Source organism: Campylobacter massiliensis (genome assembly GCF_014253065.1).
Lineage (GTDB): Bacteria > Campylobacterota > Campylobacteria > Campylobacterales > Campylobacteraceae > Campylobacter_A > Campylobacter_A massiliensis.
Genome location: NZ_JACLZK010000001.1, coordinates 175056 through 188132, shown reverse-complemented (window position 1 = coordinate 188132; position 13077 = coordinate 175056). Strand labels below are relative to the sequence as shown.

The 13077-nt window shown below is 45.7% G+C and carries 14 protein-coding genes; 4 read left to right on the top strand and 10 right to left on the bottom strand.

The features are described 5' to 3' along the window. Window positions 1-161 precede the first annotated feature (161 nt). Genes H7R39_RS00920 through recR form a run of 3 tightly spaced genes read left to right on the top strand, consistent with a single transcriptional unit; the run spans window position 162 to window position 2639 of the window. Window positions 162-833 (top strand): response regulator transcription factor, encoded by a 672-nt coding sequence (locus tag H7R39_RS00920; protein WP_002948262.1) that lies wholly within the window; start codon window positions 162-164, stop codon window positions 831-833. Beyond that, window positions 830-2083: an ArsS family sensor histidine kinase gene (locus H7R39_RS00915; protein ID WP_185897565.1), complete on the top strand. Its 1254-nt coding sequence runs from the start codon at window positions 830-832 to the stop codon at window positions 2081-2083. The genes H7R39_RS00920 and H7R39_RS00915 overlap by 4 nt, the downstream gene beginning before the upstream one ends. Next, entirely contained in the window at window positions 2067-2639 is a 573-nt protein-coding gene (gene recR, locus H7R39_RS00910; RefSeq protein ID WP_185897564.1) for a recombination mediator RecR, read from the top strand. Before H7R39_RS00915 ends, recR begins: the two co-directional genes overlap by 17 nt. A gap of 277 nt (window positions 2640-2916) precedes the next feature. On the opposite strand, the gene H7R39_RS00905 is transcribed toward recR, so the two are convergent. Next, a complete protein-coding gene (locus tag H7R39_RS00905; protein WP_185897563.1) occupies window positions 2917-3972 on the bottom strand; it encodes a TRAP transporter substrate-binding protein in 1056 nt (351 codons plus the stop codon). A gap of 80 nt (window positions 3973-4052) precedes the next feature. On the opposite strand from H7R39_RS00905, the gene pyk reads away from it, so the two are divergent. Beyond that, window positions 4053-5507 (top strand): pyruvate kinase, encoded by a 1455-nt coding sequence (gene pyk / locus H7R39_RS00900; RefSeq protein ID WP_185897562.1) that lies wholly within the window; start codon window positions 4053-4055, stop codon window positions 5505-5507. Here the strand turns inward: pyk and H7R39_RS00895 are convergent. The 9 genes from H7R39_RS00895 to gatC are packed head-to-tail and all read right to left on the bottom strand — an operon-like array spanning window position 5483 to window position 12956. After that, window positions 5483-6298, bottom strand: coding sequence for a shikimate dehydrogenase (locus H7R39_RS00895; protein ID WP_185897561.1), 816 nt, complete (start codon window positions 6296-6298; stop codon window positions 5483-5485). The two genes, pyk and H7R39_RS00895, sit on opposite strands and share 25 nt — an antisense overlap. Then, a complete protein-coding gene (locus H7R39_RS00890; protein WP_185897560.1) occupies window positions 6295-7221 on the bottom strand; it encodes an SPOR domain-containing protein in 927 nt (308 codons plus the stop codon). The genes H7R39_RS00895 and H7R39_RS00890 overlap by 4 nt, the downstream gene beginning before the upstream one ends. A gap of 9 nt (window positions 7222-7230) precedes the next feature. Continuing rightward, a complete protein-coding gene (locus tag H7R39_RS00885; RefSeq protein WP_185897559.1) occupies window positions 7231-7773 on the bottom strand; it encodes a DUF1882 domain-containing protein in 543 nt (180 codons plus the stop codon). Next, window positions 7773-9017 (bottom strand): serine hydroxymethyltransferase, encoded by a 1245-nt coding sequence (locus tag H7R39_RS00880; RefSeq protein WP_185897558.1) that lies wholly within the window; start codon window positions 9015-9017, stop codon window positions 7773-7775. Before H7R39_RS00880 ends, H7R39_RS00885 begins: the two co-directional genes overlap by 1 nt. Then, window positions 9017-10519 carry a lysine--tRNA ligase gene (gene lysS / locus H7R39_RS00875; RefSeq protein WP_323874596.1) on the bottom strand — a complete coding sequence of 501 codons (1503 nt, stop codon included), beginning with the start codon at window positions 10517-10519 and terminating at the stop codon, window positions 9017-9019. Before lysS ends, H7R39_RS00880 begins: the two co-directional genes overlap by 1 nt. Then, window positions 10519-10992 carry a Fur family transcriptional regulator gene (locus tag H7R39_RS00870; protein ID WP_171992834.1) on the bottom strand — a complete coding sequence of 158 codons (474 nt, stop codon included), beginning with the start codon at window positions 10990-10992 and terminating at the stop codon, window positions 10519-10521. Before H7R39_RS00870 ends, lysS begins: the two co-directional genes overlap by 1 nt. Continuing rightward, window positions 10989-11582, bottom strand: a complete 594-nt coding sequence (locus H7R39_RS00865; protein ID WP_185897556.1) for a CvpA family protein — start codon at window positions 11580-11582, stop codon at window positions 10989-10991. Before H7R39_RS00865 ends, H7R39_RS00870 begins: the two co-directional genes overlap by 4 nt. Further along, window positions 11582-12664 (bottom strand): type IV pilus twitching motility protein PilT, encoded by a 1083-nt coding sequence (locus H7R39_RS00860; protein WP_122862615.1) that lies wholly within the window; start codon window positions 12662-12664, stop codon window positions 11582-11584. The genes H7R39_RS00865 and H7R39_RS00860 overlap by 1 nt, the downstream gene beginning before the upstream one ends. 4 nt (window positions 12665-12668) lie before the next feature. Then, window positions 12669-12956, bottom strand: a complete 288-nt coding sequence (gene gatC, locus H7R39_RS00855; protein ID WP_185898467.1) for an Asp-tRNA(Asn)/Glu-tRNA(Gln) amidotransferase subunit GatC — start codon at window positions 12954-12956, stop codon at window positions 12669-12671. Window positions 12957-13077 lie beyond the last annotated feature (121 nt).

Genomic DNA, 13077 nt, shown 5'->3' with positions numbered 1-13077 from the left:
AAAATCTCCTAAAATTTTTAAATTTAAAGGGCGATTTTATCTTATTATTTATAAAAATTCAAAGCGGGGGAGAATTTTAAACGAGGATAGTAAATTCGGAAAAAAAATTTAACATTTTTTGGTTATAATCATTTTCGTTAAATCTATTTGAAAGGCTTAAAATGATTAATGTTTTAATGATTGAAGACGATCCGGAATTCGCGCAAATCCTATCCGAGTACTTGAGCGATTTTAATATAAAAGTAACAAATTTCGAAGATCCTTATTTGGGACTAAGCGCCGGAGTAAAAAATTTCGACCTGCTTATCCTAGACCTTACACTACCAGGCATGGACGGCCTAGAGGTGTGTAAAGAGATCCGTAGCAAATACAACATCCCTATCATCATCTCTTCTGCTCGCAGCGATATCAGCGATAAGGTCGTAGGGTTGCAGCTAGGCGCGGACGACTATCTGCCAAAACCGTACGATCCAAAGGAAATGTACGCGCGCATCATGAGCCTAATCCGCCGCTACAAAAAGACCAACGAAGTACAAGAAGAGGTCGTAGATACGCTATTTAGGATAGACGAGCGCAGACACGAAATCTACTACAACAACGAAAGCCTAACGCTAACGCCGGCCGAGTATGAGATTTTGAGCTATCTTATCAAACAGCACAGCTTTTCGGTTTCTCGAGAGCAGCTAGTTTATAACTGCAAAAGCTTAAAAGACAAGGACTCAAAGAGCCTAGACGTCATCATCGGCAGACTAAGAACCAAAATCGGCGACAGCTCAAAAGCGCCTAAACATATATTTTCGGTACGCGGAATAGGCTATAAACTCATAGGATGAGATACTCCTTAACCACGAAGATATCGGTAGTTTTCGCGCTAGCGTTTTCTCTTGTTTGTATCTTGTTCTACACGTTTGCGAGCATGCAGCTGGATAACGCGCTAGAAAAGATAAAAAATAAGCAGCTAAACGCGATAAACTACCTCATCGCCTCATACGAAAAGTCAAATCCGCCTAGCGATTTGACTAATTATTTTAGAAATTTCGGACTAACTTACGTCAAGAGCGACAAAACCGTCGCAAACGTCATAAGCACCGGCAAGACGGTCTTTGCCAAGCAAACGCAGCTGGGACTATTTCAGTCGCTGCTTTTTCAGGATAGTTTGTACTTGCAGATCAAAAATCCTTCGTTTCAAATTTTACTAGAAAGCGACGATACGAAAAATATAAACGATCCGATTTGGGTTGGTTTTATCCTCACGACGGCGCTTTTGGTGTCGCTTTACGTTTCGGTGATGAAGTCGCTGATGCCGCTTAAAAAACTAAGCTCTGATATCAGGAAATTTGGCGCCGGAAACATGGACGTAAATATCGCCAAACCCGACTCCGACGACGAGATCGCCAAGGTCGCGATAGAATTTGACGCCGCAGCTAGCAAGATCAGGGAGCTTTTGCGCTCTAGGCAGCTGTTTTTACGCACGATCATGCACGAGCTAAAAACGCCGATCGGTAAAGGCCGCATAGTCTCCGAGATGGTGCAAAATCCTACGCACAAAACCCGCTTGATAGCGATATTTGAGCGGCTAGATATGCTCATAAACGAGTTTGGCAAGATCGAGCAGCTACTATCCAAAAACTACGCGCTAAACTATCAGGAGTCGTACTTTTCAAACATCCTTGACCAAGCGCGCGACATGCTGATGCTCGATAAATTTGAAGAAAAAGTGAGCGTAGATATCCGCCGAGATATCTTGCTACGCGTGGATTTTGGGCTCTTTTCGCTCGCGATAAAAAATCTCATAGATAACGCCCTAAAGTACGCCGACGACAAAAAAGCACAGGTTATCTGCGACGCAGACGGTATCGTCGTGAGAAATCTAGGCCAACTGCTACAAAATCCTATCGAGTACTACATGCAAGCCTTCATCCGCGAAAAGGGCACCAAAAGCAGCGGCATGGGGCTAGGACTTTACATCATCGACCACATCTGCCGCATGCACAAATTTAGCCTAAAATACTCATATGAAGACGGCTATCACTCATTTAAAATTTGCACCAATCCAAAGGAAAGCGTTGAAAAAAGGGCTTGAGAAATTTAACGAGCTCGTAGCGGCCTTTGAGCAGCTGCCCGGCGTCGGCAAAAAGTCCGCCCAGCGCTACGCCTATCACGTATGCCTAAAGGATAGCTTCGGAGGGCTAAAGCTCGCTCAAAGCATCGAGGACGCCGTAAGATTTACGGGCAAATGTCAAATTTGCGGCGGGCTTAGCGAGGATGAGATTTGCGATATTTGCAGCGACGAAACGCGAGATAAAGAGCTGCTAGCCGTCGTCGAAAGCCCAAAGGATATCCTAGTTTTCGAGCAAAGCGCGATCTATCGCGGGCGCTACTTTGTGCTAGAAGAGATAACGCCGGAACAAACCGAAAAACTGCGTACAATCATAGAGCAAAACGGTGTAACCGAGATCATTTTCGCGCTCACGCCGGGGCTTAGCAGCGATGCCGTGATGGTGTTTATAGAGGATAAGCTAAGTGGTTTGGGCGTCAAATTTAGCAAGATAGCCCAGGGTGTACCCACAGGCGTAAATCTCGAAAACATCGACCTTCTCTCGCTTATGAAAGCGCTTGATAGCAGAACTGAGCTGTAAATTTAAGTCGGGCACACGAAGCTTTTTATCGATTTAACGGTACCTTTTTAAATTAGCTCAAGTCTAAATTTAAGATTGGGCGAACCAATTTCCATCACATTTCATACGAATAAACCGCTTCAAATTTAACCCGCCGCCAAAACTGATCAAATTTACAGCGACTCAAATTTAGCACGTAATGCGAAAATCAAATTTGACATACACATCAAAGAATAAAAAGAGAAATTTACGACCCGAAGGCCGTAAATTTAAGCCGCCCGAAACGAGCGACGAGAAGTTATTTCGTAGTTTTTTGGATATATGAGAACTCGGAAATCTTTGTCCACTCGCGAGCTTTAGCCAAAAACGCTCTTTGAGAGTCCAAAATCTCCTTAAATAGCGGATCCTTCGCCGCCTCTTCGTCTAGGATTTCGTCGCTTGCTTTTCTAAGCGCATCCATGACGTCCTGCGGGAACGAGCGAACCTCGATGTCCGGATACTCCGCTTTCATCTTTGCCCAGTATTCGGCGTTATCAAAGAACGAGCGCGTATTTAGCATGCTAGCTACTTGATTAGCCGCAGCCTCGATCACAGCCTGAAGGTCGGCAGGCAGCTTCTCGTAGGTCTTTTTGTTTACGAAAAACTGAGTTTGGCCGCTCGGCTCTTGCCAGCCCGTGTAGTAGTATTTGGCGATCTTGTGAAAGCCTAAGCCCATATCAAACGCAGGGCTCACCCACTCGACCGAGTCGATCGTGCCCATCTCAAGCGCCATATATAGCTCGCCGGTCGGGATCGTGTTTATCGTCGCTCCCACGCGCGCCATAACCTCGCCGCCAAAGCCAGGGATCCTGATTTTTAGGCCTTTTAGATCCTCTACGCTTTTGATCTCTTTTTTAAACCAACCGCCCATTTGCGTGCCTGTGTCGCCAGCGTTAAAGACTTTGATGTTGTATTTATCGTAAACTTTTTCTTCTAGCTGCTTGCCGCCGCCAAACTCATACCATGCGCGTAGTTCGCCTGCAGTCATACCAAAAGGCACGGCTGTAAAAAACATAGTGTTTGCATCCTTGCCCTTGTAGTAGTAGGATGCAGTATAGCCGATATCGTACTGACCACCTTTAACAAAATCTAGGATACCAAACGGCGCCTTATGCTTAGACGGATAGTCTATCCTCACCTCTAGCCTGCCATCGCTTAGCGTCTCGACTACGCGCTTAAATTCTTTCGCCGCGTCGCCCAAAACCGGAGTCGTACTCTCCCAGGTGCTAGCTAGCTTTAGCTTATAGGTTTTGTCCGCTGCATTCGCGCTTAGCGCTAAGCCAAAAGCAGCCAAAACCGCTAAAAACTTTTTCATTTTTGCTCCTTGAAATAAATTGGCCGATTATACTTATTTTTTTTAAAAATTTGGTAAAATTGCGCAAAAAAGGGGCATCCATGAATAAAAAAACAAAAATCCTAGCCACGGTCGGACCGGCCAGCGAGTCCATAGAGGTTATGGAGCAATTAGTTTTGGCCGGAGTCAATGCTTTTAGGCTAAATTTCAGCCACGGCACGCACGAATATCACAAATCAAATATCGATAAAATCAGGCAAGTAGAGGCGAAGCTCGGGCGCAAAATAGGTATATTTCAGGATATCTGCGGCCCTAAAATAAGAGTCGGCAAACTAGACAGAAGCGAATTTAAACTAAAAATCGGCGATACGCTAATCTTCGTAAAAGAAGAAATACTCGGCGAGCAAATAGACGAAAATCGCTATAAGCTTTGCATAAATCAGCCTCAAATTTTAGCCGCGTTAAAAATGGGCGAGTACATATATCTATGTGACGGACAGATTCGCGCTAAGATCGTAAACGCAAGCGCTCAAAAAGTAGAAGCCGTAGTGGAAAACGACGGGATACTCCGCTCGAACAAGGGCGTAAATTTCCCAAATACCAAGCTTAATATCGAAGTTATCACACCTAAGGATTTAAAAGATTTGGAATTCGGCGCCAAAAACGGTGTGCATTTCGTCGCGATCTCTTTCGTGCAAAATGCAAACGATATAAGAAAAGCTAGAGAAATCCTAAAAAGCTTTGGCTCTAAAGCTCAAATTTACGCCAAAATAGAAAAATTTGACGCCGTAGAAAATATCGACGAAATCATCGAGGTTAGCGACGGCGTGATGGTCGCTCGCGGAGATCTAGGTATCGAGGTGCCGTACTACAAGGTGCCGACGATCCAAAAGCTTATCATCAAAAAAGCAAACGAAGCCGTTAAGCCGGTCATCACCGCTACGCAGATGATGCTAAGCATGGCCGAGCACGAAACGGCAACTAGAGCCGAGATCAGCGACGTGGCAAACGCCGTACTAGACGGCACCGACGTAGTCATGCTAAGCGAAGAAAGCGCGGTCGGCATAAACCCGGTCGCCGTCGTGGAAGCGATGAGCAACACCATAATCCAAACGCAGCAAATTTATCCTTTTAATAAATTTGATTTTGGTCACTACGACGATACGGATATGATGGCATCTAGTACAGCTAGGCTCGCCTCGGCGCTAAAAGTAGACGGTATCATCGCGCTAACCTCATCGGGCGGCTCGGCGGCGAAACTAGCTAGATACCGCACGGATATAGATATCATCGCCATAACGCACAACGAACAGGCCGCATATAGGCTGACTCTTTGCTGGGGCATCACGGCGGCGTTCGTGATAGAAAAGGAAGAAAGACTGCATACGCTAATGGCTAAATCGATCAAAGCCGCAGTCCAAAAAGGCTACATAAAAGACGACAAAAGCTATATCATGACGGCCGGATATCCGACGGGAGTGGCGGGCAGCTCTGATTTGATCAGAATTTTAAGAAAAGCTCAGATAGATTATTATCTAGAAGAAGCCGATAAATAAAGGGCTTTTCGCATCGAGGCTTCGATTTTAGTCTCGTCAAGCGAACCCTCGAAAAATAAATTTAATGCCTTTACCGCTTGAAAAAGCAGCATCTCTGAGCCGTCTTTATGCGCGAGTCCGCTAGCGGCGGCTAAATTTAAAAATGGCGTTTTTTTGCCGTAAATCACGTCGAATGCAAATTTAGCTTCATCTAAAATCGGGCGTAAAATCTCGATCGGCGCGGGCAAATTTTCATCTTTTAGCCCAGCCGAGGTCGTATTTACGACGAGATCAAATTTGCAGCCTCTAAATTCGCCAAAATTCGTCCAGCTAAATTTTTCAAATTCGGCAAAATTTGCCAGCCTCTCCTCGCTTCTATTTAGCACGCAAACTCGCACGTCGCGGCTTTTTAGCGCATAGGCGACCGCTCTAGCCGTCCCGCCCGCGCCTAAAACGAGAGCTGAGTTTATCTGTCCGAAATCTTCTATCGCTAGTAAAAATCCAGGCGCGTCGGTATTGTATCCGTAAATTTTATCGCCGCGAGATACCAGAGTGTTTACGGAGCCGATTTTAGTAGCAGTTTCGTCTGCGATGTCGCATTGTGCGAGCGCAGCTTCTTTGTGAGGTACGGTTACGTTTGCGCCGCTTAGTTTTAGTTCTTTAAATTTAGAGATGAGTCGCGAGCCGTCTTCTAGCTCGTAGCGAGTATATAGGGCTTCGCGAGATAGACCCAGCTCGCCGAGAGCTAGGTTGTGTAGCCTCGGCGAAACGGAGTGGGATATAGGGTTGCCGAAAACGGCAAAAATCATCATTTTATATTTACGATAAAGGCGTTTGGAGCCGCGCTTTGCTTGATTTTAGCAAGCTCGCTTTTTAGCTGCTCACCGCTATAAGGACCGACTAGCACTTTGATAATCTCGTTGCCGTTTACGTTCGTCCTATATAGCTTATACGCGTATCCTGCGGCTTTTAGCTTACCAAGCTCTGGCGCTTTTTCATTAAAGTGCTTGACCGCAAAAACTTGTATGTAGCTACCACTGTGAGCCTCGCCGCCGTTAGCTGTAGGAGCTTGTTTGGCCGGCTTTTGTTTAGCCGGCTTTTCTTTAGCCGCATCGTTTTTAGGCTGTTTTGCGGCTTTTTCTTGTTTAGGCTCTTTTTGCTTTACTACGTTTACGTGCTGCTTAGGCTCGGCTTTTGGCTCGCTTGGTTGAGCGTTTGGCGCGTCATTTTGCTTTAAAGCACCCTGTATAGTAGAAGGCTCGGTCGGCGCAGGAGCTGCCGCACCTGTATCTTGCTGTCTTTTATCCTCTTTTTCCTTGAGCGCTTTTACCATATCCTCAAAGCTATCTTGACCTTTGTTTTCAGGCACGATAGGCACCTGCTCAAAAGTAGGATTTGGCTGCTGCGCTTGAGGCTCGGACGGAGGAGGCGGAGCGACTGGAGGGACGTTAGTTTGCGCTACCTGAGGCGCAGGCTCGCTAGGCGGAGTGGCAGGCACGCTCACTTGCTGCGGGATACTTCGCGTATTATCTGGCTCAGGCGGTAAAACCAGTCTAGAGTCGGTTTGCGCGACTTGATCGTTAGTCTCCGGCGAATTTAAAAATTTCATCACGATGAGAACAGCTAAAAAGATAATGACGAAAACGGCAACGAGGATGAGGATCCTCTTGACGTTTTTGCTCTTTTTGTCCTCATTGTTATCAAGCATAATGTCTCTTAGCTCGTTATACTCCATTTTTACTCCTTACATATGTTTTGACCAGCTTGCGCCGCGCTCTTTTTGATAGACCCTATACGGCAACGTCAAGATGTTAAATTCTTTCGGCATTTCCATCGTCGGAAACACTCTCCACTCTTTAACCAAACGCGAACTAAGCAGCATAGATAGCTTATTTGCAATCTGATAGCCCTCGTTTAGGGTCGTGTGCCCCTTGTGCACGTAAAGGTGCAAGTGTCCCGGCGTCTTGCTCTCGTAGGCGGTAAAATTTATAAACCCCTCCTCGCGAAGCAAAAGCTGAGCTCGGTGCCAAAAGCGCTCAGGCATCCTGCCGTTGTAGTCAAAGACGATATTTTCGACCTTGTCGCCCGGCAGTATCAGCGAGTGCGCGACGGTGATCTTGCCCTCGTCGTGATCTTTTATCACCTGATAGCTTAGAGGCTCGTTTATGAGCTCAAATTTATTAAAAAAAGTCCGTCCTTTATACTCGATCTTGCTTACGATATTATCGCGTTTGATCCAGTAGTGGCTCGTGTTCATTTTGATTAGCGCGGTGTCTATGCTCTGCATTAATAAGTCGCCCTGTCGTAGATGATAAATTTGCTCGCAAGCTCTTTTAGCTCGGCTTTTACCGTGCTTTGAAGCTCGGCATTATTGATATCACTTAGCACGTCGGCGATTTTATTTGCGATGATCTCAAATTCCGCCTCTTTCATACCGCGGGCCGTAAGCGCTGGACTTCCGATTCGGATACCGCTCGTGATAAACGGACTTCTAGTTTCTCCAGGAACGGTATTTTTATTTACGGTTATGCCCGCATTTCCTAGCGCGATGTCAGCGTCTTTACCGCTAAAATCGCGGTTTAAAAAGCTCATTAAAACTAGATGGTTATCGGTACCGCCGCTAACTAAATCAAAGCCGCGTTTTACTAAAACTTCGGCTAGTTTTTTAATGTTTGCCTTAACTTGCTTAGCGTAAATTTTCCATTCAAGCGAAAGGTTATGCTTAAAGCCTACCGCCTTTGCCGCGATGACGTGAACTAGCGGTCCGCCCTGAATGCCAGGGAAGATGGATGAATTTATCTTTTTGGCGTACTCTTCGTTATTTGTCATGATGATACCGCCGCGAGGTCCGCGAAGCGTCTTGTGCGTAGTCGAGCTCACCACGTCGCAGTGCGGGAAAGGATTTTGATGCTCTCCGGCTACGACCAGACCGGCGATGTGAGCTACGTCTGCAAAGAGTATAGCGCCTACTGCATCGGCGATCTCGCGGAATTTCTTAAATTCTATCTCGCGCGTATATGCGCTTGCGCCGCACACGATCATCTTAGGTTTTACGATTTGCGCGATTTCCATCACTTTGTCGTAGTTTATGCGTCCGTCAAGCTCCACGCCGTAGAAAAAGCTCTGGTAAATTTTACCCGAGCTGCTTACCTTTGCGCCGTGAGTTAGGTGTCCGCCGTGGCTTAGATCCATGCCTAAAATTTTATCGCCAGGATTTAAAAGCGCGCCGTAAACGCCCTGGTTTGCCTGCGAGCCCGAGTTTGGCTGTACGTTTGCAAATTCGCAACCAAAAAGCTCTTTGCAGCGATCGATCGCTAGCTGCTCGATCTGATCGACGTATTCGCAGCCGCCGTAGTAGCGTTTGCCGGGATAGCCTTCTGCGTATTTATTAGTTAGAACCGAGCCCATTACTTCCATTACTTCAGGGTAGGTAAAATTTTCGCTCGCGATCATCTCGAGGTGGTCGCATTGGCGTTTTAGTTCTAAATTTACTAAATCAAAAATTTCTTTATCGTAACTTTGCAAACTCATTAATTCTCCTTGGTTTCGTTTTTTTGAGGTCTCATCGCAGGGAAAAGCACCACGTCGCGGATGGATTTTTTATTAGTTAGTAGCATCACGAGCCTATCTATGCCGATGCCCTGCCCGGCCGTCGGCGGCATCGCGTAGCCAAGAGCCCTCACATAGTCCTCGTCCATCTCGTGAGCTTCGTCGTCGCCGGCGTTTTTGGCTTCGATCTGCGAAGCGAAACGACCGTATTGATCGATCGGGTCGTTTAGCTCGTTAAAACCGTTAGCCAGCTCGCGCCCTGCGATAAATAGCTCAAATCTCTCCGCTATATCTGGATTTGCGTCGCTTCTGCGAGAAAGCGGACTAATAGAAATCGGATAGTCGATGATAAACGTCGGATCGGTTAGTTTGCTCTCTACGTAATTATCGAAAAGCTCGGCCTGCAAATGCCCTAAATCAAGCTTGGCATTTGCCTCAAAGCCGTCCGCTTTGAGCTTAGCTAAAATTTTATCCTTATCGCCAATGATTGCTTCGTCTAGTCCGCCGATTTCTACGAGCGCTTTTTTGTAGCTTATTCGTTTAAACGGCTTGCTAAAATCGATCTGCATACCGTCAAATTCGATGATTTTAGGCATATCGAGTTTATCGAGAAGCACGTTAAATAGCTCCTCGGTTAGCCCCATCAAATCGTGATAAGTATGCCACGCCCAGTAAAACTCGATACTTGTAAATTCGGGATTATGCGTTAGGTCCATACCCTCGTTGCGGAAATTTCTATTCATCTCGTAAACCGCATCAAAGCCGCCCACGATGAGACGCTTTAGATAAAGCTCGGGCGCGATGCGCAAAAATCTCTCCACGCCAAGCGCGTTGTGAAATGTTACAAAAGGCTTAGCGTTAGCTCCGCCCGGGATCGGATGCATCATAGGAGTCTCAACCTCTAAAAAGCCCTTGTCCTCGAAAAATCTACGAATCGTGCTAACGATAACCGAGCGGCGCTTAAAATCAGCCCTAACCTCCGGATTCATTATCATATCAAGGTATCTCTGGCGGTATCTAGTCTCGATGTCCGTTAGTCCGTGGAATTTCTCCGGAAGCGGCGAAATGGCCTTAGACGCTAAAGTTAGCTCGCTAACGTGCATCGAAAATTCACCCGTTCGCGTGACGAAGGCATATCCACGCACATATATGATGTCGCCTACTTCGATATTTTTCTTTACGACCTTAAACCAATCGGGATCAAGCGTCTTGTTGCTAAAGTAAATTTGGAGATTGCCGTCCTCATCCTCGATGTTGGCAAATATCGCCTTGCCCGCATCCCTGATGAGCTTAATCCGTCCGGCTAGGCTTACTAGCTGGCCTTCGGCACTCTTTTCTTCAGTGTCTATTATATGTTTAAATTTGAGCCTAAATTTAGTTATATCCATATCGCGGCGCAAAAAGTGCGGATATGGATTTATACCGGCATCTCTTAACTCGTTTGCGGTCTCTAGCCTCTGGATCTCCAGTTGATTTTCAAATATCACTTGCCGCCCTTTGCCTCTTTGGCATTGCACTCTTTGCACACTCCGTAAAGCTGCATCATGTGTCCGGTTAGCTTAAAGCCGTGTTCTTTTGCGATATTTGCTTGTCTTTTTTCTATGGTTGCGTCTTCAAATTCGATGATAGTTCCGCATCTGCGGCATATCATGTGATCGTGGTGAGGCTTGGTTGCGAGCTCGAATTTTTTACCTTGCGAGCCAAAGCTGATAGAGGTTACCATCTCGGCTTCTTCAAGCAAATTTAGCGTCCTATAAACGGTCGCGATACCGACGTTTAAGTCAGGATAGGTCTCTTTAATGAAAAAATAAAGTCTCTCCGGAGTGAAATGCTCGTCGTTGTTATAGAGCGTCTTTAGTAGAACTTCTCGCTGTTGCGTGTATTTTAGCCCGTTATCTCTCAAAATTTTTTTAAATTTCTCAAGAAGCGCGTCGTATTCTAAATTCTCAATCATCATTTGTACTCCTTAATCGTCGAATTTATCTCTAAATTTGGCCTTTGCTCCTGCATAGAGGCATCAAACGGCGTCTCGATATTTCCTACCCCGCTTGCTATGCCTTTTACATCCACGTTCATTATCCATTTGCCCGTATCCAGCAAGATCGGATACAGCTTACTTCCTCTAAAATAAGGTTCTATTTTGTTATTTAAGACTTGAATGTTTGAAATGGTCACTATCAAAACCGCAAAAACTAGGAAAATTTTGGCGCTTCCGATGATAAATCCGCCCAGTTTATCTAAAAATCCAAGTCCGCTTAGTCCGACTAGCTTTGATAAAAAGGCGCCGATACCTAGGCAAAGTACCCAAAACACGATAAGCGTCGCTAAAAATCCGGCAAAAAACAGAACGGAATCGCCCTCTATCTTATAGATATTATCGCTTATTAGAGTGCCGACCCTAGCGCCGAATCTACTAGCTACGACGATACCGCCGATAAGGCCGATAAGGCCGAAAATTTCCTTTATTAGTCCGCTTATTACGCCTTTTATGCCCAGTATCAAAACAAGCGAAACGACGACTACGTCAAATAATGTAACAAAATCCATTACATACCCAACAATCCGCCCAGCTCTTGCTGGCTCGTAGAGTATCTCATCGCCATCTCTTTAGTTATCTGATTTGCTCTGATAGCCTTCATAAGGGCTTGCGTTTGAGTAGTCATGCCGGTCATTTGCTGATTTAGCTGCATTTGAGAGTAAATTTGATGCACCTTATTTTCGCGGATAAGGTTTGCGATAGCGGCGTTGTTTATCAAAATTTCATGAACCGCGAGCCGTCCGCTGCCGATTTTTGGAAGCAAAGCTTGAGAGATAACCGCAGTTAGCGAAACGGAAAGCATATTTCGCACTTGAAGCTGCTCGCCGCCCTCAAAGCTATCTATGATACGGTTGATGGTCTGGATGGCTGAGTTTGTGTGCAAGGTCGCAAATACGAGGTGTCCCGTCTCCGCAGCCGTGATCGCGGTCGATATCGTCTCCCTATCTCTCATCTCGCCCACCAGGATGATATCTGGGTCTTCACGGAGGGCAAATTTAAGTGCTCTAGCGTAAGACTGCGTATCTGTACCGATATTTCTGTGAGAAAAAAGAGATTTTTTATTCGTATGCACGAACTCCACAGGATCTTCGATCGTGATTATGTGCTTTCTTTCGGTCAAATTTATCTCGTTTAGCATAGCCGCAAGCGTAGTGGATTTACCGCTACCCGTCGGGCCGGTAACTAGTATCATTCCTTTTTCGCGCTTTACGACTTCTTTAAAGATATTAGGCGCTTTAAGATCATCTAGCGAAGGGATCTCGGTCGGAATGATACGAAATGCGGCAGCCAAATCGCCGTTCATCGTGTAGTAGTAGTTGCCTCTGAAGCGTCCGACGCCGGGAAGCTCTATGGCAAAGTCAAGCTCTCTGTTTTCCTCCAGTTCGCTTTTTTGTACGTCGGTTATGAGCGCATAGCAGATATCTTGTATGTCGTGTCCGCTCAAAACTCCGAGCTCTAGAGGTCTTAATGTGCCGTCTATTCTGATTTGCGGTTCGCTTCTTGATACAATGTGCAAGTCACTGGCTTTGTTGTGAACGACGGTTTTTAGCAGTATTTCAAGACTGGTGTTAAATTTTTCGATTTCTTCCATTTTTCTACTCTATGATTTTTGGTACGACGAAGAAGTGCCCGCTGCTCATCGGAGCGTTTTTTAGTATAGTTTCTATCACGTCCGAGCTCACGCTTACGTCTTCTCTTAGCGGAGTTCCGCCCTCTATAGAGCTTACTACCGCCCTAGAAGCGCTTAGATCAAGCTCATCTAGTATTCCAGCGAAGCTCAAAATTTCACTGAGCTGACCTTCGATCTCCCTTCGCTTATCGCTCTCGACTTTGAGCGAACTAAGCTTTTCAAGTTTGGTTAATAACGTATCATCTATCTGCATAAAACCTCGCCAAATTTTTAAATTTTCCCGCATTATAACACAATTTGCCTTGATTTTTATGCTGTTTTATATTTATTATGCTACAATTACGAACTTTCAATAACTTAAATTTAAGGAAAAA

What these genes read in the sequence shown, in the direction of transcription:
- H7R39_RS00920 (WP_002948262.1), top strand. Translation starts at nt 162, where the DNA reads ATGATTAATGTTTTAATGATTGAAGACGATCCGGAATTCGCGCAAATC.
- H7R39_RS00915 (WP_185897565.1), top strand. Translation starts at nt 830, where the DNA reads ATGAGATACTCCTTAACCACGAAGATATCGGTAGTTTTCGCGCTAGCG.
- H7R39_RS00905 (WP_185897563.1), bottom strand. Translation starts at nt 3,972, where the DNA reads ATGAAAAAGTTTTTAGCGGTTTTGGCTGCTTTTGGCTTAGCGCTAAGC.
- pyk (WP_185897562.1), top strand. Translation starts at nt 4,053, where the DNA reads ATGAATAAAAAAACAAAAATCCTAGCCACGGTCGGACCGGCCAGCGAG.
- H7R39_RS00895 (WP_185897561.1), bottom strand. Translation starts at nt 6,298, where the DNA reads ATGATGATTTTTGCCGTTTTCGGCAACCCTATATCCCACTCCGTTTCG.
- H7R39_RS00890 (WP_185897560.1), bottom strand. Translation starts at nt 7,221, where the DNA reads ATGGAGTATAACGAGCTAAGAGACATTATGCTTGATAACAATGAGGAC.
- H7R39_RS00885 (WP_185897559.1), bottom strand. Translation starts at nt 7,773, where the DNA reads ATGCAGAGCATAGACACCGCGCTAATCAAAATGAACACGAGCCACTAC.
- H7R39_RS00880 (WP_185897558.1), bottom strand. Translation starts at nt 9,017, where the DNA reads ATGAGTTTGCAAAGTTACGATAAAGAAATTTTTGATTTAGTAAATTTA.
- H7R39_RS00870 (WP_171992834.1), bottom strand. Translation starts at nt 10,992, where the DNA reads ATGATGATTGAGAATTTAGAATACGACGCGCTTCTTGAGAAATTTAAA.
- H7R39_RS00865 (WP_185897556.1), bottom strand. Translation starts at nt 11,582, where the DNA reads ATGGATTTTGTTACATTATTTGACGTAGTCGTCGTTTCGCTTGTTTTG.
- H7R39_RS00860 (WP_122862615.1), bottom strand. Translation starts at nt 12,664, where the DNA reads ATGGAAGAAATCGAAAAATTTAACACCAGTCTTGAAATACTGCTAAAA.
- gatC (WP_185898467.1), bottom strand. Translation starts at nt 12,956, where the DNA reads ATGCAGATAGATGATACGTTATTAACCAAACTTGAAAAGCTTAGTTCG.